This window comes from Xanthomonas sp. LMG 12462 (assembly GCF_009192885.1).
GTDB classification, from domain to species: Bacteria; Pseudomonadota; Gammaproteobacteria; order Xanthomonadales; family Xanthomonadaceae; genus Xanthomonas_A; species Xanthomonas_A sontii.
Genome location: NZ_NMPP01000002.1, coordinates 15,325 through 33,492 on the forward strand (window position 1 = coordinate 15,325; position 18,168 = coordinate 33,492).

At 68.9% G+C, this 18,168-nt stretch carries 15 protein-coding genes; 9 read left to right on the forward strand and 6 right to left on the reverse strand.

The window, feature by feature from the left end; all coding sequences use genetic code 11:
• Nucleotides 1–61: 61 nt before the first annotated feature.
• Nucleotides 62–541: an OsmC family protein gene (locus CEK69_RS00635; protein ID WP_152243182.1), complete on the forward strand. Its 480-nt coding sequence runs from the start codon at nucleotides 62–64 to the stop codon at nucleotides 539–541.
• Complete coding sequence (gene trxC, locus CEK69_RS00640; RefSeq protein WP_152243184.1) at nucleotides 538–981, forward strand: thioredoxin TrxC; 444 nt, start codon at nucleotides 538–540, stop codon at nucleotides 979–981. The genes CEK69_RS00635 and trxC overlap by 4 nt, the downstream gene beginning before the upstream one ends.
• An 87-nt stretch (nucleotides 982–1,068) precedes the next feature.
• Here trxC and CEK69_RS00645 read toward each other — a convergent pair whose 3' ends face one another.
• From CEK69_RS00645 to CEK69_RS00655, 3 genes are all read right to left on the reverse strand, one after another.
• Nucleotides 1,069–1,881, reverse strand: coding sequence for a S1/P1 nuclease (locus CEK69_RS00645; protein WP_152243186.1), 813 nt, complete (start codon nucleotides 1,879–1,881; stop codon nucleotides 1,069–1,071).
• A 142-nt stretch (nucleotides 1,882–2,023) separates the two neighbouring features.
• Complete coding sequence (locus CEK69_RS00650) at nucleotides 2,024–2,644, reverse strand: OmpW family outer membrane protein (protein WP_148829772.1); 621 nt, start codon at nucleotides 2,642–2,644, stop codon at nucleotides 2,024–2,026.
• A gap of 248 nt (nucleotides 2,645–2,892) precedes the next feature.
• Complete coding sequence (locus tag CEK69_RS00655) at nucleotides 2,893–3,522, reverse strand: OmpW family outer membrane protein (protein ID WP_152243188.1); 630 nt, start codon at nucleotides 3,520–3,522, stop codon at nucleotides 2,893–2,895.
• A gap of 160 nt (nucleotides 3,523–3,682) precedes the next feature.
• On the opposite strand from CEK69_RS00655, the gene gap reads away from it, so the two are divergent.
• Entirely contained in the window at nucleotides 3,683–4,684 is a 1,002-nt protein-coding gene (gene gap / locus CEK69_RS00660) for a type I glyceraldehyde-3-phosphate dehydrogenase (protein ID WP_043094937.1), read from the forward strand.
• 264 nt (nucleotides 4,685–4,948) lie between these two features.
• On the opposite strand, the gene CEK69_RS00665 is transcribed toward gap, so the two are convergent.
• The 3 genes from CEK69_RS00665 to CEK69_RS00675 form a co-directional block, all read right to left on the reverse strand.
• Nucleotides 4,949–6,115, reverse strand: coding sequence for a hypothetical protein (locus CEK69_RS00665; protein ID WP_152243190.1), 1,167 nt, complete (start codon nucleotides 6,113–6,115; stop codon nucleotides 4,949–4,951).
• 529 nt (nucleotides 6,116–6,644) lie between these two features.
• Nucleotides 6,645–7,100, reverse strand: coding sequence for a hypothetical protein (locus CEK69_RS00670; protein WP_226974987.1), 456 nt, complete (start codon nucleotides 7,098–7,100; stop codon nucleotides 6,645–6,647).
• 289 nt (nucleotides 7,101–7,389) lie between these two features.
• Nucleotides 7,390–8,466: a cache domain-containing protein gene (locus tag CEK69_RS00675; protein WP_152243194.1), complete on the reverse strand. Its 1,077-nt coding sequence runs from the start codon at nucleotides 8,464–8,466 to the stop codon at nucleotides 7,390–7,392.
• Between the two features lie 258 nt (nucleotides 8,467–8,724).
• Between CEK69_RS00675 and CEK69_RS00680 the strand changes: the two genes are divergently transcribed.
• The 6 genes from CEK69_RS00680 to CEK69_RS00705 all read left to right on the forward strand — a co-directional run bounded on the left by CEK69_RS00680 (nucleotide 8,725) and on the right by CEK69_RS00705 (nucleotide 18,088).
• Nucleotides 8,725–11,478 carry a DUF2339 domain-containing protein gene (locus CEK69_RS00680; RefSeq protein ID WP_152243196.1) on the forward strand — a complete coding sequence of 918 codons (2,754 nt, stop codon included), beginning with the start codon at nucleotides 8,725–8,727 and terminating at the stop codon, nucleotides 11,476–11,478.
• On the forward strand, nucleotides 11,475–12,839 hold the full coding sequence (locus tag CEK69_RS00685; protein WP_152243198.1) for a DUF3999 domain-containing protein: 1,365 nt from the start codon (nucleotides 11,475–11,477) through the stop codon (nucleotides 12,837–12,839). The genes CEK69_RS00680 and CEK69_RS00685 overlap by 4 nt, the downstream gene beginning before the upstream one ends.
• A gap of 218 nt (nucleotides 12,840–13,057) precedes the next feature.
• Complete coding sequence (locus tag CEK69_RS00690) at nucleotides 13,058–14,233, forward strand: phosphoglycerate kinase (protein WP_026144302.1); 1,176 nt, start codon at nucleotides 13,058–13,060, stop codon at nucleotides 14,231–14,233.
• On the forward strand, nucleotides 14,230–14,880 hold the full coding sequence (locus tag CEK69_RS00695; RefSeq protein WP_152236159.1) for an HAD-IA family hydrolase: 651 nt from the start codon (nucleotides 14,230–14,232) through the stop codon (nucleotides 14,878–14,880). The genes CEK69_RS00690 and CEK69_RS00695 overlap by 4 nt, the downstream gene beginning before the upstream one ends.
• A gap of 226 nt (nucleotides 14,881–15,106) precedes the next feature.
• Nucleotides 15,107–16,573, forward strand: a complete 1,467-nt coding sequence (gene pyk / locus CEK69_RS00700) for a pyruvate kinase (RefSeq protein WP_010341498.1) — start codon at nucleotides 15,107–15,109, stop codon at nucleotides 16,571–16,573.
• 105 nt (nucleotides 16,574–16,678) lie between these two features.
• A complete protein-coding gene (locus CEK69_RS00705; protein WP_152243200.1) occupies nucleotides 16,679–18,088 on the forward strand; it encodes an HD domain-containing phosphohydrolase in 1,410 nt (469 codons plus the stop codon).
• The last annotated feature ends 80 nt before the right edge of the window (nucleotides 18,089–18,168 follow it).

Genomic DNA, 18,168 nt, shown 5'->3' on the forward strand with positions numbered 1-18,168 from the left:
CACGCCGTTACCGGTGCCGGCGTAGAGTCGAAATCCCTTTCTGCGAAGTGGAGTTTCCACGATGCCCATCGGCGATCCGATCCGCGTCACCCTGGAGCAGGACACGGACTTCGCGTTCCGCATTCGCTTCGACGAAACCGCGCTGGAGCCCTGGCTGAGCGACGAAACCGCGCCGCTGGGCCAGGAGCGCGGCCCCAATCCCACGCGCATCCTGCTGGCCGGCATCGCCAATTGCCTGGCGGCCAGCCTGCTGTTCGCGATGCGCAAGTACAAGAACGATCCGGCCGGGGTGGTCGCGCACATCGCCGCCACGCCGATGCGCAATCCGGAAGGGTTCTGGCGCATTCCGCAGGCGTCGGTGGAACTGCAACTGCCCGGCGCCAACCAGGACTATGCGCAGCTGGAACGGATCCTGGCGCAGTTCGAGCAGTTCTGCGTGGTCACCCAGAGCGTGCGCCAGGGCATCGACGTGCAGGTCACGGTCAAGGATGCGCAAGGCACCGTGCTGCTGGGCGACAAGAGCATCGAGGCCGGCGCATGACCACGCTGCTGCATGTCGCCTGCCCGCACTGCGCCGCGCTCAACCGGGTGCCGGAGGCGAAACTGACGCACGCGCCGCAATGCGGACGCTGCCATCGTGGCTTGTTCGACGCCACACCGGTCACGCTGACCGCCGAGACGTTTGCCGCGCATGCCGAGCGCAGCGAGCTGCCGCTGCTGGTGGACGTGTGGGCGCCGTGGTGCGGCCCATGCCGGACCATGGCCCCGCACTTCGCCGCCGCGGCCGCGCAGCTCGAGCCGCGGCTGCGCCTGGGCAAGTTGGACAGCGACGCGCAGCCGGCGTTGGCCGGGCGCTTCGGCATCCGCAGCATCCCGACGCTGATCCTGCTGCGCCAGGGCCGCGAGCTCGGCCGACACAGCGGCGCCATCGGCACCGCCGAGATCGTGCGCTGGACGTTTGCACAGTTGAATTCTGCGTAACGCTCTCGTAGCAGCGGCTTCAGCCGCGATGGGTTTGCCCAGGCAAGCCCATCGCGGCTGAAGCCGCTCCTATACGGTGCGCCGCGCTTACTTGCCCAGCGCTGCGTTCAAGGTTGCCGCCAGGTCGGCACCGGCCTGGCGCAACTGCGCTTCGGCGACCGGGCGCCAGGTCGTCACGTAATCGGCCGGCAGCGTGGCGCCGGGCGGATAGAAGCCCGGACGCAGCATGATCTTGCAGGAGGCCTCGGCCCAGGCGGCGGCCGGCGGCGGCAGCGCGCTGCCCGCCGGCGAGGGCGCCGGCAACGGCTGCTTTTCCAGTTCGGCCAGGTAGGCCTGTTCGTCCAGTCCGCGGCTGCGCAGCAGGCCGCTGTCCCACAGCGAGTGCAGATTGCTGCCCTTGCCCTCGAACTGGATCTGCACGGTGTTGGCGCCCTTGTCGCGGGCGTAGCCGGCATGCAGCGGCTGTTGCACGTCGCCGGCGAAATGCACCACGAACTTCAGCGCCTGCACACGCGCGGCCTGCGGCTGGCTGCGGTCGGCGAGGATCGCGGCCTGGCGGCGCAGCGCTTCGACCGCGCAGTTGCCGTCCGGACAGTCGCGGGTCTGCTCGTAGTGGCAGTCGTTCTCGGCCAGGTTGACGTAGTGCCAGCGCGCGCTGCGCTTGCCCAGGTCGGGATCGTGTTCGCGGAGCTGGTCGGCCCAGTTGGCGACGCCGGCCAGGGTCGGGTCGGGTTCGCCCTGCAGCAGGGTACGGACCTGCGCGCGGGCTTGCGGGGTGAGCTGGGTGTCGGCGAGATCGGCGACCAGGCGGTGACCCAGCGGGCCCCAGGCGAAGGCGGCGCACGGTGTGGCGGCGAGGGCCGCGGCGAGCGCGGTGCAAACGAAGGGGGAGATTTTCATGCGCCGATTCTAGCCGGCGCCGACGACGCGGCCATGACGCGTGCCGGGTCTATTGCGTTGCCGCTCAGCATGGCGTAAGCCGTGCCAGGCGGCGTCGCCGACCGTGCCGAGCCGCGTCCGGGGACACGACCCGGCTGCCGGCTCAGAAGTACATCAGGTAGGCGACGCCGTAGGTGACCGGATCGAGCTTGGCCTTGCCGAGCGTGCTGCCGTCCACTTTCACGTCGCTGCGCATGCCGGTCCAGCGCGCATCCACGCGGATCGCGCTGCGTTCGCCGACCGCGAAATCCACGCCGGCATGCAGCGCCGGACCAATGGTGTCCTTGAACTTCACGTCGTTGGACGAAAACGCGCCCTTGCCGTCGCTGCCGAGGAAGGCGGTGTAGTTGAGGCCGGCGCCGACGAACGGGGAGATGTCGCCGTTGCCGTTGAAGTGGTACTGCAGCGAGATGGTCGGCGAGAGCATCCAGGCGCTGCCGATATCGCCGCCGCGGTCAACGCCGATCTTCTGCTGGCCGACCAGGCCCTGGATCTCCACGCCGAGGTTGCCGCGGAAGAAGTATTCGTAACTGAACGACACGGCCGGCGCGACGTCGGCGTCGAAGCGCTGGTCGCTGCCGCGCAGCGTGCCGTTGGACGACCCCGGCACCATGCCGTGCAGACCATAGCTGGTGGTGAAGTGGCCGGCCGACTGCGCCGCGGCGGGCAGGGCGATGCTGGCGAGGGCGGCGACGGCAAGGCGACGGAACAGGCGTGGCGGCATGGGAGACCCCGGTGGACGACGAGTGGGCGGATGCGAACCCCGTGTCGGCCCGGCGGGCACCGATCCACATCCGTGTGGCGCGTAGTCTGCCAGAGAAGCGGGGCGGACGCGCTGCGCTCCGGCGAGGCCGCGTGTGCGGCCCGCGTGTCGATCCGGTACGGCCATGCTCCGGAATGGCGCCGCTGCCGCGCGCGGCGCCGATCCTGTTGCCGCCGGCGCCGCAGGTCGCAGCGGCGCCGGCGCCCGTCTCAGAACTTCATCACGTAGGCCAGGCCGTACACCAGCGGATCGATGTGCGCGGTGCCCAGGTCGCTGCCGTTGACCTTGACCTTGCTGTCGATGTCGATCCAGCGCATGTCCACGCGCAGCGCCGACTTGTCGGTGAGCGCGATGTCCACGCCGGCATGCGCGGCCAGGCCCCAGGAGTCGTCCAGCTTGAGCTTGCTGCCGGCCAGCGCGCCGGTGGTCTTCTCGCTGAAGAAAGTGGTGTAGTTGAGGCCGGCGCCGACGAACGGCGAGACCTTGCCGGCGCTGTTGAAGTGGTACTGCAGCGACACCGCCGGCGGCAGGTGCTTGGTGCTGCCGACCTTGCCCACGCCCTTGACGCTGATGTCGTGCTCGAACGGCAGCGCGGCCAGCACTTCCACGCCCAGGTCCTGGTGCACGAAGTACTCGAAGGTCACCGTCGGCCGGATGTTGCTGTCGATGCGCAGCGGCAGGGTGCCGCCGGCGAGCGTGCCGTTGTCGGACTTCGGGTTGACCTGGTGGGCGCCGATGCCGATGGTCCAGTCGCCTTGCGACTGCGCCAGCGCCGGCAGGGCGCACAGGGTCAGGGCGGCGGCCAGGCCGGCGAGCAGGAGGGGGGAGGTGGTGCGCATGGTGGAGTCTCGGTTGGGTGTGGGCGCAGTGTCCGGCGCGCCGCCCCATGCCGCCTTGATCCTGATCAAACCGGCGTGTCCGGCGTGGCGCGGCCGGCCTGCTAGAATGGGATTTCCCCTTCCATCCGCCGCGCCAGGCGCGGCCGCAGGAGCTACTGAAATGGCAATCAAGGTCGGCATCAACGGTTTCGGTCGCATCGGGCGCAACGTGCTGCGCTCGGCGGTGCAGAATTTCGGCAGCGACATCGAGATCGTCGCCATCAACGACCTGCTTGAGCCGGATTATCTGGCCTACATGCTGCAGTACGACTCCGTGCACGGCCGCTTCGAGGGCGAGGTGTCGGTCGACGGCGGCCATCTGCTGGTCAACGGCAAGAAGATCCGCCTGACCCAGGAGCGCGATCCGGCGGCGCTGAAGTGGGGCGAGGTCGGCGTGGACGTGGTGATCGAGTCCACCGGCCTGTTCCTGACCAAGGAAACCGCGCAGAAGCACCTGGACGCCGGCGCCAAGAAGGTGATCCTGTCGGCGCCGTCGAAGGACGACACGCCGATGTTCGTGTACGGCGTCAACGACAGCACCTACGCCGGCCAGGCCATCGTCTCCAACGCCAGCTGCACCACCAACTGCCTGGCGCCGCTGGCCAAGGTGATCAACGACAAGTGGGGCATCAAGCGCGGCCTGATGACCACCGTGCACGCGGCCACCGCCACCCAGAAGACCGTGGACGGCCCGAGCAACAAGGATTGGCGCGGCGGCCGCGGCATCCTGGAGAACATCATTCCGTCCAGCACCGGTGCGGCCAAGGCGGTCGGCGTGGTGATCCCGGAGTTGAACAAGAAGCTCACCGGCATGAGCTTCCGCGTGCCTACCTCGGACGTGTCGGTGGTCGACCTGACCGTGGAACTGGAAAAGCCGGCCACCTACGCCGAGATCTGCGCCGAGGTGAAGGCGCAGAGCGAAGGCGCGCTGAAGGGCATCCTCGGCTACACCGAAGACAAGGTGGTGGCCACCGATTTCCGCGGCGACGCGCGCACCTCGATCTTCGATGCCGATGCCGGCATCGCCCTGGACGGCACCTTCGTCAAGCTGGTGTCCTGGTACGACAACGAGTGGGGCTACTCCAACAAGTGCCTGGAAATGGTCAAGGTGGTGGCGAAGTAAGCCGCCTGGCGTCGTCCACAAAGAAAGCGCCTTGCGGCGCTTTTTTTGTGGGCGATGACGTGCCCGGATGGAATGGCGCAGGTCCCATGCCTGCATGCTCCAAAGGACATGACACGCTCCAGGTGTCGCACGCCGGCTTGCCGGACAGATCGTGCAGGTGCTTCCTGCCCAGGTTGATGTTCGTGCGGTCGCGGCGGCACTGTTCAGGCTGGGGATCCGGATGGACTCAAGACCTGCCTGGCCTGAAGCCAATTCGATGCACTGCTATTGCCGGCATTGCTTCGCGAAAAGCTTCGGATAGTTCATTCTGGGGTCGATGCTTTTCAGGGGAATGGGCGTGGTGTTTTCGATTTCCTTTCCATCGAGGCCGATAAGCCTTGCGTGACATTCCTTGTCGATCACCACAAGGCAGGTCTTGCCGAAGATGGATTTGTCTTTGACGAGCGTTGCGGATAAGTTGAAAAAAAGCCACGGACATTCGAATTCCGTCACGATCCTGCTGCCGTCCTCGTTGAGGATCGTCAGGCACGGCGGCTGATGATCGCGTATGGGCAGCGCGAGGCACAGGATTTTCTTGTCGATGTACTTCGGGTGTCTGGTCGAGGACTTGCCGAAATACGAGGGTTTCTGTCCTGCAATGTAATAAAAGTCCCCGTAGTTATTGCCTTTCCTGTCGATCAGTACATCGCATGCCTCATAGCGGTTGAAATACCAGCACGACGATAGAAGGATGGGTTTGTCCAGAATTCTGTGAGTGATTCCCATGCCTCGTTGTGAGAGGTCGAAACAGGTGTCTCCGCCGCCATGTCCCCAGGCCGTTTCAAAATCTACCAGCGGTTCTCCCTCGGCGGTATATAGCTGGAATACTTTGCGTGTGTAGTGATCGATGGGGTTTTCGTCGTCGCGAATCCAGATCGAAAAAAAGTGCTCCTCGCCGCGCACGCGATGAACAGAAAATGGTTCTTCCCGGTAAGGGCCTTCCCATAGTTCCCTGAGTTCGTTTCTAAGCGTGTCGTAGAGCTGGATGCTGACCTGGGACAAGGGATTGTCCTTGTCCTTGGCCACTTGCAGCAACAGCCGTTGCGGCGTTATGGGAGCTGCATACAGGATGAGCTCGTCTTCAAGCAAGCGAACAAGGTTGCCGTTCCGAAAGGAGAAAATCGAGTTGGTAATGAATTCCCCTGAGAACTGGATTTCCGTCCAGTAATCGATCTGACGGTTGAAATCCGTTTCCCACTTGTCCCAGTTGTAGGGGAAGTGGCTTCCATTCAAGTCGGCGAATGTCTTTTCCGCCGTTTGGTAGACGATGTTTCCATTTCTTTCGATCAAGTATGTCTTGTTCTCTTCGCCAGCTGCGTAATACAGGCCAAGCTCTTCCAGCCAAAAGAAATAGAGGTCCGGGTACTTGTCCTGTAGCGTAAGGAAATCCATATCTGCTCGTTTTTTTGAGTTGCAAATTGAAGGGGTGTTGGACGGCCATTAGCTGCGCATCGGCCTTGCGCGGCCTGTTTTCCGCCGTTTTCGTTGCGTCTTTATTGCTATCCTCGACTTTCGCATGCAAGCCGGGGTGGTCGCTTGCCGCATCCACGATGATTGCATCGGTCCCAACGCGAGATCCACTCTTCGTGGCTGGAGTGGTTCTACGAGAGCCGATGGAGTCCTTGCGCCGTGTTTCAGGCCCACCAGCGCATGTCGTCACTGTGCTCGTGGGGTCGACACTGACCAGGGCCGGTTCGCTGAGGTGCGTGCGTCGACCTTGTCCAGGTGCTTGAGTGGTCTCGGCCATGCGACTGGCGGGATGCGTCTGTTCCCGTGCAGCGCTCGGCCCGTTCTGGCGCTGTCGCGTACACAGGTCGAGGCCATAACGGAAAAGGAGCGCTCACGCGCTCCTTTTGCGTTGCGGCGAGCCGCTGGCCCTGCCGCGGCGGGTCGGCTGCCGCAGGCTGGCTCGGCCTCGCGATTACAGCGCGTCGCGCGATTGGTTGCTTTCGTTCTGCTGGTAATCGGTGACCACGCCCTTGGCGTCGAATTCCACTTCCAGGTCGTACGACTTGACGTTGCGCGCGCCGACGCCATGCTCCTGCGCTTCGTTGATCGCCGGGCCGGTGTAGTAACCGGGTAGCATCCGCTTCAGCAGGCCGGTCGCGGTCTTGCGCGCCTTCTCGCCGTGAGATTCGCCGGGGCGATAGCTCCAGGACTTCTCGTAGCCGCCTTCCTTTCCGGACGTCCTGGAGACGTAGTTGGGCTCGCCATAGATCGCGCGCACCTGCTCCTTGGTGGTCTTGCCGATGACGATATTCTTCTTCACTGCATCCGGGGTGTAGAGCTCCGGATTGTCGACCTTTTCGGCCAGGGCGGGAACGGCGAAAGACCCGGCCAGCAGGGCCGAGATCAGCAGGGTGCGAAAGGGTTTCATGGTCATGTCCGTTTACCTGGGAAGTGGCGTCTGCAATCCAGAGTGCACCGGTCGCGTCGAGGCGATGCGTCGGGGCGGCATCAACGCGGCGCGACGAGCTTAGGCATGGCGAAATGACGCCGTCAATACAGCACGCACGGGCGTTCAGGCAGAGACGACGCCCTGCCGATGAGGTCGTCGCAGTCGTCGGCACACGGTCTGCGGGTGCCGCACAGGCGGCTGTGCCGACACCGCACGCGGCAGCCTGTGATCCGCTGCCGCTTTTGCGGTGGGCGCCAGTGTGTGCGGCCTACAGCGCCTGCAGGATCAGCGAGTGCCAGCCGGTGCGGTAGGTTTCGTAGCCGGGAGAGGCGGCGTGCGCGATGCAGTGCGGCCGGCCGTCGAGATCGATCAGCACGGCGCCGCGCGGCTGCTTGAACAAGGCATCGCGGCCGTCGAAGTCGATCCGGTCCTGAAGCATGCGCCCGGCCGAGTCGGCCAGCACCCAGCCCTGCGCATCGACGATGCAGACGCGGCTGCGGCCCCATTCGGATTCGGACAGCGGCGTGCGCTGCACGATCGTCTGCGCCAGCGCGTCCCAGCGGAACACGATGCCCAGCACGCCCAGCACGCGCCCATCCACGCGACCGCCGTCGCGCACCGTGCATGCGTACACCAGCACGCGCTCGCCATCGGCCAGCGCACTGGCATGCACGTCCTGAAAGCCGAATTCCTCGCCGCTGCGCGTGCGCATCGCGTGTTCGAACCATGGCTGCGCGGAGACGTCGCTGCCGACCGAGCCGAACTGCCGCGGCCGGCCGTTGGCGCGGATGCGGCCATCGCTTCCGGCCAGGATCAGGTCGAAGTAGACCGTGTACGAATCCAGGATCTGGCCCATGCGCCGCGAGGCGTAGGCCAGCGCCTCGGCATCGCTGTCGGCACGCGCCGCGGCGACCACCGCCGCGTCGGTGGCCCACCAGCGCACGTCGCAACTGCGCTCGTAGAGGTTGCGGTCGATCAGGTCGATGTTGCTCAGGGCCAGCTCGCTGAGCCGCGTGCGACGCACGTCGTCCTGCAGGCGGCCCAGTGTCTGCCGCATCTCCGTGCTGGTGCGCGCGGCGACCTTGTCCAGGTCCTGGGTGGCCTCGGCCACGCGTCGCGACAGCCCGTCCATTTCCTGCGCGATCACGCTGAAGCCGCGTCCGGCGGCGCCGATCCGCGCCGACTCGATGCGCGCGTTCATGGAGATCATGTGGGTGGTGCGGTTGATCGCGTCGATCCCCTGCAGCGAGCGGCGCAACTGGCCGAGCAACTGGTCGGACAAGCCGACGACGGCGCGAATATGGTCATCGATCCCCGCGTCGGCGGGGTGGGCGGGTAGGTTCATTCATGCTGCCGGTGGGGTGGGAGAAAACAGCAGACGGACGACGCGATAAGGGGTGTAGCGGCCGCCGGTGCACTGGGCTTGAGGGCGGTGTGAAGACCGTTTGTCGGAACGCCGGGCCTTGCGCTGACTGGGCTGCGGCCTCGTCCGTGGGCCGATGTCGGCGCCGAACTCGTCTACCATCTGCGCCAGGTCCGGCGCCGCCGGGCTCCCGGTGCGCGCCACGGGCGCCGCGCCACCGCCTGTGGAGATGTGAGACGAATGGACAAGTTGGTCGTGCTGGTGGTGTTTGCGGCGCTGGTGGTGCTGGCGTTGCCACTGCTGTCGATCGTGGCGTTGGTCGGGCAGTCGCGCCTGCGCCAGCGGCTCGCCGCACTGGAGGCGCAGGTGGCGCGGATGGCCGCCGCCACGCCTGCCGCCGCAACGGATCGCGCCGATTCCGCGGCCGCTGTCGCAGAGGGCCAGGCCGCCGTCGCCGAGTCCGAGGTCGAGGCGGAGGACATGCCGTTCGCTGCAGGCCTCGACCTTCCGCGTCCAGACCCGTTCGCCGAGCGCGCCGCGGCGCCGCCGCCGCTGCCGCTGCCGCCGCCCTTGCCGGTGCCTCCCAGGGGCGAGGATTTCGCGACGCTGGCCGCCGCGGTCGAACGCGCCGAGCAGCAGCAAGCCCAGGCGCGTACCGCCGCGACGGCCCAGCCCGCCGCGCCGCGTGGGCCGGATCCGATCGAACGGCTGTTGGGCGGGATCAAACGCTGGTTCACCGAGGGCAATGTCCCGGTCAAGATCGGCATGCTGGTGCTGCTGGCCGGCGTCGCCGCACTGCTGAAGTACGCCGGCGACCAGGGCTGGCTGCGCATGCCGATCCAGCTGCGCTACGCCGGCATCGCCGCCGCGTCGCTGGCCGGCCTGGCCTTCGGCTGGCGCCAGCGCACGCGCAAGCGCAGCTTCGCGCTGGCGCTGCAGGGCGGGGCGATCGGCGTGTTGCTGCTGACCGTGTTTGCCGCGTTCAAGCTGTCCGGGCTGATCCCCGCCGGCGCGGCGCTGGCGCTGAGCATCGCCCTGGTCGCGGGCATGTGCGTGCTGGCGGTGGCGCAGGAATCGCGCACGCTGGCGGTGCTGGGCACGCTGGCCGGCTTCCTCGCGCCGCTGTGGCTGTCCACCGGCAGCGGCAACCATGTGGCGCTGTTCTCCTACTACGCGCTGCTCAATGCGGCGGTGTTCGCGATCGCCTGGTACCGGCCGTGGCGGGTGCTGAACCTGCTCGGGTTCGGCTTCACCTTCGGCATCGGCACGCTGTGGGGCGTGTTGCAGTACCGGCCCGAGAAGTTCGCCAGCACCGAGCCGTTCCTGCTGCTGTTCTTCGCCTTCTACCTGCTGATCCCGATCCTGTACGCGCGGCGCCAGGCAGCGCGCAGCACGCTGATCGACGGCAGCCTGGTGTTCGGCACGCCGCTGATCGCGTTTTCGCTGCAGGCGGGGCTGCTGCGCGGCGACGGCCTGCCGTTGGCGCTGTGTGCGCTGGGACTGGCGGCGATCTATGCCCTGCTGGCGGCGGCGCTGATCCGGCGCGCGAGCTTCGCGGTGCTGGGGCAGGCGTATGCGGTGCTGGCGGTGGGGTTCGCCACGTTGGCGGTGCCGCTGGCGCTGTCCGCGCGCGCGACCGCCAGCGTGTTCGCATTGGAGGGTGCGGCGTTGGCGTGGCTGGGCCTGCGCCAGCGGCGCTGGCTGCCGCAGTTCAGCGGCGCCGGCCTGCAACTGGCGGCGTCGTTCGGTTTCCTGGTGGGCGTGGAGAACATCGCCCAGGACACCCAGGCGGTGGCCAACGCCACCTTCATGAGCGGGCTGCTGCTGGCCCTGGCCGGCTTCGCCAGCGCCTGGTGCTACCGCCGTGGGCGGGCCGCCGTGCCGGCGCTGGGCTACTACGTGTGGGGGCTGTTCTGGTGGTGCGGGATCGGCGTCACCGAGATCGTGCGATTCGTCGACGCCGACGCGCGTGCCGACGTGCTGCTCGCCTGGGTCGCAGTCAGCGGCTGGCTCGCCGCCGAGGCGCAGCGGCGCTGGCCGGCACTGGCGCTGGCCGCGACCACGCTGGGTGGCCTGGCCCTGGCCTTGCCGCTGGCGGTCTGGCAGGCCGATGTGCACGGGCAGCCGTTCGCCGGGCATGGCGCCTGGGCCTGGGCGCTGTTCGCGGTGCTCGGCGTGCGCAGCCTGCTGTGCCTGCGCGACAGCGGTGGCGGCGTCGCGCGTGCGGCGCAGTTCGTATGGTGGCTGGTGTGGCCCAGCGTGGTCGGGCTGCTGTGCACCTGGATCGCGCTGCACAGCGAGCTCGCCGCCGGCTGGCGCTGGATGCTGTTGCTGGCGCCCTGGTTGCTGGCGACGGCGCTGTCGCTGTGGCGCTGGAATTGGCTGGCGGCTCCGCTGGGTGCGGCATTCGCGCCGTGCCGCGGCGCGCTGCAGAGCACCTACTTCGGTCTGCTGGCGGTGGCCTGGCTGTACAGCCTGAGCCTGCCCGGCAGCAGCGCGCCGCTGCCCTGGGTGCCGGTGCTCAATCCGCTGGAACTGACCCAACTGGCGCTGCTGGTTCTGGGCGTGCGCTGGACCCGCACCGCGGAGCTGCCGGCGCTGCTGCGGCCCTGGCGCACCCAGCTGTTGGCCGGTGCCGGCTTCCTGTGGATCACCAGCGTCACCCTGCATGCGGTGCATTACTGGGCGGCGGTGCCGTGGCCCGGCGTGCTCGGCAATGGCGTGGCGCAGACCAGCCTGACCGTGGTCTGGAGCGTGCTGGGCGTGCTTGGCTGGGTGCTGGGCTCGCGGCGCGGCCAGCGCGGCCTGTGGCTGGCCGGCGCGGTACTGATGGCGGTGGTGCTGGGCAAGCTGCTGCTGGTGGACCGCGGCAACCTCGGCAACGTCGCCGGCATCGCCTCGTTCATCGCGTACGGGTTGTTGTGTACGGTGGTCGGCTATCTGGCGCCGGCGCCGCCGCGCGCTGCCGAACCGGTCGAGGAGGCCATCCCATGATCCGACGTGCGCTGTTTCCGTTGTTGCTGGCTGGGTTGCCGCTGTGCGCGTTCGCCGCCAGCCAGCGCGACGACTACGCCCAGCAGTGGCCGCTGACCCTGCAGGACGCCGATGCCGGCGCCTATCGCGTGCAGCTCGACGATGCGGTCTACCGCAGCGCGCAGCGCGCCTCGCTGGGCGACGTGGAGGTGTTCAACGCGGCCGGCGACCCGCTGCCGGCGGCCCTGTTCGCCGCCGAACAGGCCGAGACGGCGCCGCGCCGGCAGCCGTTGCCGTGGTTTCCGCTGCCGGCGGCGCCCGACGGGCGGACCCCGGATCTGGAGCTGATCGCCGAGCGCGACAGCGACGGCAGTGTGCGCCGCATCCAGACCCGCGTGGCCGGCGCTGGCTCCGACGCGGGCGCTGCCGGCTGGCTGGTCGATGCCAGCGCGTTGCATGCGCCGCTGCGCGCACTGTCGCTGCAATGGGCCGCCGCTGCGCAGCCACAGCAAGCGCGCTACCGCGTCGAGGGCAGCGACGATCTGCGCGACTGGGAGGTGCTGGTGGCCGATGCGACCCTGGTCGACCTCAGCAACCAGGGGCACCGGCTGCAGCAACTGCGCATCCCCATCGGCCGCGAAGTGCACTATCTGCGCCTGCTGCCGCTGGCCGGTGCCGGCGCGCCGCCGCTGACCGGGGTGGAGGCCGAACTGGCACCGACGCCGGTCGTCGCCGACTGGCATTGGCAACAACTGGACGCGGCGAGCACCGATCCCGCGCAGCACGGCTATGCCTTCGTGTCGCCGGGGCGCTACCCGGTGACGCGCGTCGACATCGCCTTGCCCGGCAACAACGCCATCGAATGGCGCGTGCAGAGCCGCGACAGCGCCGAGGCGCCGTGGCAGGACCGCGCCGGTCCATGGCTGGCCTACCAGGTGGGCGGCGGCAGCCGCTCGCCGCCGCAGGCGCTGACTGCGCCGGTGCGGGACCGCTACTGGCGGTTGCTGGCGGCGCAGGACCCGGGCCGCCAGCGGCCGGCGCTGCGCCTGGGCTACCAGCCGGAGACGCTGGTGTTCCTGGCGCAGGGCGCGCCGCCTTATGCGCTGGCCGCCGGCAGTGCGCGCACCCAGCGTGCACAGGCGCCGCTGGCCGCCGCGTTGCAGGCCTTGCACACCCAGCGTGGGCCGCAATGGGCGCCGGCCACTGCCAGCCTCGGCGCGGCGCAGCCACTGGCCGGTGCCGCGGCACTGCAGGCGCCACCGCCGCCGCGCGACTGGAAGACCTGGCTGCTGTGGGCGCTGCTGGTCGGCGGTGCGCTGCTGGTGGTCGGTTTCGCGCTCAGCCTGCTGCGCAAACCCGGCGCCGGCGAGGGCGCGGGCTGATCGATGCCGCGGCGACGGCGCGCGCGCCGCGCCGCGCGCGCGGGGCAGCGCACCGTCCCCCATCGATTTGCCGCTGTGCGGCCGACGCCGGACAATGGCGGTTTCGCCGCTGCGCGGCGATCGGCCGAACGGCGTGCACCCGACGTTCCGATGCCGACGCCGATACTGCCCCGATGGCGCGGTTTTCCCTTTGCAACCCCACGAAAGCGAGCAATCACATGTCCATCCTGCGAATGACCGATCTCGACCTGTCCGGCAAGCGCGTGCTGATCCGGCAAGATCTGAATGTGCCGATCGACAATGGCCTGATCACCTCCGAGCAGCGCATCCTGGCCTCGGTGCCGACGCTCAAGCACGCGCTGGAGCAGGGCGCGGCGGTGATGGTGACCTCGCATCTGGGCCGGCCCAAGGAAGGCGTGTGGACCCAGGAGGATTCGCTGGAGCCGGTGGCCATCCGCCTGGCTGCCCTGCTCGGCGTCGACGTGCCGCTGATCCGCGACTGGGTCGATGGCGTGGACGTGCAGCCCGGGCAGATCGTGCTGCTGGAGAACTGCCGCATGAACGTCGGCGAGGGCAAGGACGACGAGGCCCTGGCGAAGAAGTACGCGGCGCTGTGCGACGTGTTCGTGATGGACGCGTTCGGTACCGCGCACCGTGCGCAGGCGTCCACCCATGGCGTGATCAGGTTCGCCCCGGTCGCCGCCGGCGGCCCGCTGCTGATGGCGGAGCTGGATGCGCTGGCCAAGGCGCTGGAGCAACCGGCCAAGCCGCTGCTGGCGATCGTCGCCGGCAGCAAGGTCTCGACCAAGCTGGAACTGCTGTCCAACCTGGTGGACAAGGTCGATCAGCTGATCGTCGGCGGCGGCATCGCCAACACCTTCATCGCCGCGGCCGGGCATGCGGTCGGCAAGTCGCTGTGCGAGCCGGACCTGCTCGACACCGCGCGCAAGATCGTGGCCGACGCCAATGCGCGCGGCGCGGCGATCCCGCTGCCCAGCGACGTGGTGGTGGCCAAGCAGTTCATGCCCGACGCCGAGGCCACGGTGAAGGCGGTCACCGACGTCGCCGACGACGACCTGATCCTGGACATCGGCCCGCAGACCGCCGCGCACTACGCCGAGCTGATCGCCAAGGCCGGTACCGTGGTCTGGAACGGCCCGGTCGGCGTGTTCGAGTTCGACGCCTTCGGCAAGGGCACCGAGACCCTGGCGCGGGCGATCGCCGCCTCGTCGGCGTTCTCCATCGCCGGCGGCGGCGACACCCTGGCCGCGGTCGACAAGTACGGCATCGCCGAGCAGGTCAGCTACATCTCCACCGGCGGCGGCGCGTTCCTGGAGTTCCTGGAAGGCAAGACCCTGCCGGCGGTGGCCGCACTGCAGGCGCGCGGCGCGTGAGCGCCGCCGACGTCCTGTTCTTCGACCTGGACGGCACCCTGGTCGATTCGGAGGCCGGCATCGTCGGCAGCCTGCGCCATGCCTTCGCCGAACTGGGTCAGCCGCTGCCGACCCCGGCGCAGTTGCGCGCCTGGATCGGTCCGCCGCTGCGCGACAGCTTCCAGCAGCACTTCGGCGGCGATGCGGCGTTGGTGGAGCAGGCGTTGACGCTGTACCGCAGCCGCTACGACAGCCACGGCTGGCGCGAGCACACGGTGTTCCCGGACATCGGCGCGGCGGTGGAGGCGGTGGCTGCGGCCGGTCACCGCTTGGCGGTGGTGACCTCGAAGAACGAACGCTTCGCGCGGCGCATCGTCGAGCAGTTGCCGTTCGGCGCTCGCTTCGAGGAGATCGTCGGTGCCAGCGACGACGGCGCGCGGCGGGCCAAGCCGGACCTGATCGCGGAGGCGCTGCGGCGGCTTTCTGTCGTGCCGGCGCAGTGCCGCATGATCGGCGACCGGCGCATGGACATCGACGGCGCGCGCCATCACGGCATGCGCAGCATCGGCGTGCTGTGGGGCTTCGGCGATGCCGAGGAACTGCGCCAGGCCGGTGCCGATGTGCTGGCGCAGTCGCCGGCGCAGTTGCCGGCGCTCGTCGCGGCCTGAATGGGCACGTGCGCCGGTGCGTCCGGCGCACAGGGCGCTGGCTGCGCATGCTGCGTCGCCTGCCCGCGCGGTGGCCGCGGGCCGGCGGCTGTTGGTGTGGCATGACCACATACTGTCCCGCATTGTCCGCACGCTATGCCGGGCCGCGCGTGCGTCTATGCCGAAATGCCATGCTGTGTGATGGGCGCGTGTGCTAGCTTTGAGCGCTTTTTCCAAGGATGCCATCATGATCGAACGCCAGCGCCGCACCAAGATTCTCGCCACCCTCGGTCCGGCCACCGACCCGCCCGGCGTGCTCGAGGATCTGTTCCGCGCCGGCGTCAACGTGGTGCGGTTGAACTTCAGCCACGGCGATCCGTCCGGCCAGGCCAAGCGCGCCGCCGAAGTGCGCGCCGCCGCGGCCCGCGTCGGCGCCGAGATCGGCATCCTCGCCGACCTGCCCGGTCCGAAGATCCGCATCGAGCGCTTTGCCCAGGGCAAGGTCTCGCTCAAGCTCGGCGACCGCTTCGACCTCATCGCCGACCCCAATGCCGCGCCGGGCGACGCCAGCCAGGTCGGCGTCAGCTACCTGGGCCTGCCGCAGGACGTGGCGCCGGGCGACGTCCTGCTGCTGGACGATGGCCTGATGCAGCTGAAGGTGGTCGAGGTGCAGGGCGAGCGCATCGTCACCAGCGTGCTCAACGACGGCGTGCTGTCCGATCGCAAGGGGCTCAACAAGCAGGGCGGCGGCCTGTCGCTGGGCGCGCTGACCGAGCGCGACAAGGAACTGATCGGCATCGTCGCCAAGATCGGCGTGGACTTCATCGCGGTGTCGTTCTGCCGCAACGCCGAGGACATGAACGAGGCGCGGCGCATCGCCCGCGCGCACGGCTGCGACGCGGCGCTGGTGTCCAAGATCGAGCGCACCGAGGCGATCGAGAACCTGAGCGAGATCGTCGAGGCCTCGGACGTGGTGATGGTCGCGCGTGGAGACCTGGGCGTGGAAATCGGCGACGCCGAGCTGCCGGGCCTGCAGAAGAAGATCATCAAGGAATCGCTGGCGCAGAACAAAGTGGTGATCACCGCCACGCAGATGCTGCAGTCGATGGTGGAAAGCCCGATCCCGACCCGCGCCGAAGTGCTGGACGTGGCCAACTCGGTGATCGACGGCACCGACGCGGTGATGCTGTCGGCCGAGAGCGCCGCCGGCGCCTATCCGATCCGTGCGGTCGAGGCGATGGCGCGCATCTGCCTGGGCGCCGAGCGCCAGTTCGAGACCGAAACCGACTTCGGCATGGCCCCGCGCAACCTCGAGCGCGCCGACCAGGCCATCGCCATGGCGACGATGTTCCTGTCCCAGCATGTGGGCGTGCGCGCGATCGTGGCGATGACCGAATCCGGCGGCACCCCGCGTTACCTGTCGCGCTTCCGCGCCAAGGCGCCGATCTTCGCGGTGACCCGCCACGACGGCGCGCGCCGGCACATGGCGATGATGCGCGACGTGTTCCCGATCAACTTCGACAGTCGCGGCCTGACCCCGCGCGAGGCCGCGCGCGGCGCGATCCGCGTGCTGGTCGAAGCCGGCCTGCTGGCGCCGGGCGACCGCGTGGTGTTCACCAGCGGCGAGCACATGGAAACCCACGGCGCGACCAACACCCTGCGCCTGCTCGAGGTCGGCCCGGACGGCCGTGCCAGCGGCCTGGGCGAACTCTGAAGGACGCGGCGCGGCGGCTCCGGCCGCCGCGCCGTCGGCAATACCTGTTCGATCGCGCATGGAACGGCGCGGCGCCCTCCCGTTCCCTGATCGTGCGACACCCCCATGACGTCCCCAAGCGCGCACGCCGAACTCGGGCTGGACCTGCCCGAGCGCCCCGGCACGCATTGCCTTGAACACCTGATCCAGGCCTCGGCCACGCGCGAGCTGGTGGTCACCGAGGATATCCGCGACCGCCGCGGCATCCTGCTCGTCGCCAAGGGCCAGCGCATCAACGCCGGCCTGCGCGAGCGCCTGATCGCGCGGCGCCTGCTGCGTCCGCTGGAATCCTCGCTGGCGTTCTGCGAGGAACTGCGCCCGAGCGAAGTGCAACTGGCCGCGCAGCGCGAACTGGACGAACACCCGCACCTGCGGCAGTTGCTGGGCGAGCAGGCGCAGCCGGTGATGGCCATGCTGGCCCGCGCCCGCACGCTGGGCGCGCCGGGCACCTTGCTGACCACCCTCGGCCAGACCCGGCCGGCCGCGTTCTCGCACGCGGTGCGGGTGGCGATGCTGGTGTCCTGGCTGGCGGCGCTGCTGTCGCGCTCGGATGCGGCGATGCGCGAGGCCGCGGAAGTCGGCCTGCTGCACGATCTCGGCGAGATGTACGTGGATCCGGTGGTGCTGGAGATTCCGGAGGCGCAGCAGGACTTCGCGCAGTGGCGCATGCGCTGCGTGCACCCGGTGATCAGCGCCGCGCTGCTGGGCGAATCCGGCGTGTACTCGGCGCAGCAGGCCGCGGCCGCACGCGAGCACCACGAACGCATCGACGGCTCCGGCTATCCGGTCGGCGCGTCGGCGCTGTCGCCGTTGGGCCGGTTGATCTCCTGTGCCGAAGCGCTGGATGGGTTGTTCGAACGCGAGCAGGGCCATGCGCAGGCGCTGGCGCGGATGCGCATCGCGCTGCGCGTGGTGCCCGGACAGTTCCCGCGCGACGTGGTCGACCTGCTGACCGAGCGCCTGCGCGACTGCGCGCTGGAACAGGCGCCGGCGCACGATCCGCAGCACCTGCGCGAGGTGGTGGCCGCCCTGCTCGACGGCCTGGAACGGGCACGCGACGAGGCGTTGCGGCTGCAGCGCGGCGGCGACCTGCGCGAGGACGAGCGCGCGGCCTTGCAGCATCTGCTGCTGTTGATCGTGGGCTACATCATGGCCATCCACGATTCCGGCGCCGGCAAGATGGTCGAGCAACTGCCGTGGCTGATCGCCGCGCCGGAAGCGGCCGAGGAAGTCGATCGCGTCTGCTGCGAACTGCGCTGGCAGCTGCCGGGGCTGCGCCACCACGCCGCGTTGCTGGCGCACCGCCGCGCGCGCAGTGCCGACGACTGGCAGCCGTTGCTCGATGCGCTCGACATCGCCTTGCCGACAGCGCAGGGCGCGCCTGCGCCGGTGCCGGCCCTGGACGCCGCGCCGCTGCAGACCGCGCAGGCCGAACAAGAGGCGCAGTGTGACGCAATGACGGATGCACTTGGCTGACGTGCCGGGAACATGCACGGTCTACGCCTGTAACCGCTTGCAATTCCCGCGGTAACGGAATGCATGCAGGCCGGCCCGGT

Bases quoted from the DNA above. Each gene is read 5' to 3' on its own strand.
- CEK69_RS00665 (WP_152243190.1), bottom strand. From the start codon at position 6,115: ATGGATTTCCTTACGCTACAGGACAAGTACCCGGACCTCTATTTCTTT.
- gap (WP_043094937.1), top strand. From the start codon at position 3,683: ATGGCAATCAAGGTCGGCATCAACGGTTTCGGTCGCATCGGGCGCAAC.
- CEK69_RS00635 (WP_152243182.1), top strand. From the start codon at position 62: ATGCCCATCGGCGATCCGATCCGCGTCACCCTGGAGCAGGACACGGAC.
- CEK69_RS00675 (WP_152243194.1), bottom strand. From the start codon at position 8,466: ATGAACCTACCCGCCCACCCCGCCGACGCGGGGATCGATGACCATATT.
- CEK69_RS00670 (WP_226974987.1), bottom strand. From the start codon at position 7,100: ATGAAACCCTTTCGCACCCTGCTGATCTCGGCCCTGCTGGCCGGGTCT.
- CEK69_RS00645 (WP_152243186.1), bottom strand. From the start codon at position 1,881: ATGAAAATCTCCCCCTTCGTTTGCACCGCGCTCGCCGCGGCCCTCGCC.
- CEK69_RS00650 (WP_148829772.1), bottom strand. From the start codon at position 2,644: ATGCCGCCACGCCTGTTCCGTCGCCTTGCCGTCGCCGCCCTCGCCAGC.
- CEK69_RS00655 (WP_152243188.1), bottom strand. From the start codon at position 3,522: ATGCGCACCACCTCCCCCCTCCTGCTCGCCGGCCTGGCCGCCGCCCTG.
- CEK69_RS00705 (WP_152243200.1), top strand. From the start codon at position 16,679: ATGACGTCCCCAAGCGCGCACGCCGAACTCGGGCTGGACCTGCCCGAG.
- CEK69_RS00680 (WP_152243196.1), top strand. From the start codon at position 8,725: ATGGACAAGTTGGTCGTGCTGGTGGTGTTTGCGGCGCTGGTGGTGCTG.
- trxC (WP_152243184.1), top strand. From the start codon at position 538: ATGACCACGCTGCTGCATGTCGCCTGCCCGCACTGCGCCGCGCTCAAC.
- CEK69_RS00690 (WP_026144302.1), top strand. From the start codon at position 13,058: ATGTCCATCCTGCGAATGACCGATCTCGACCTGTCCGGCAAGCGCGTG.
- CEK69_RS00685 (WP_152243198.1), top strand. From the start codon at position 11,475: ATGATCCGACGTGCGCTGTTTCCGTTGTTGCTGGCTGGGTTGCCGCTG.
- pyk (WP_010341498.1), top strand. From the start codon at position 15,107: ATGATCGAACGCCAGCGCCGCACCAAGATTCTCGCCACCCTCGGTCCG.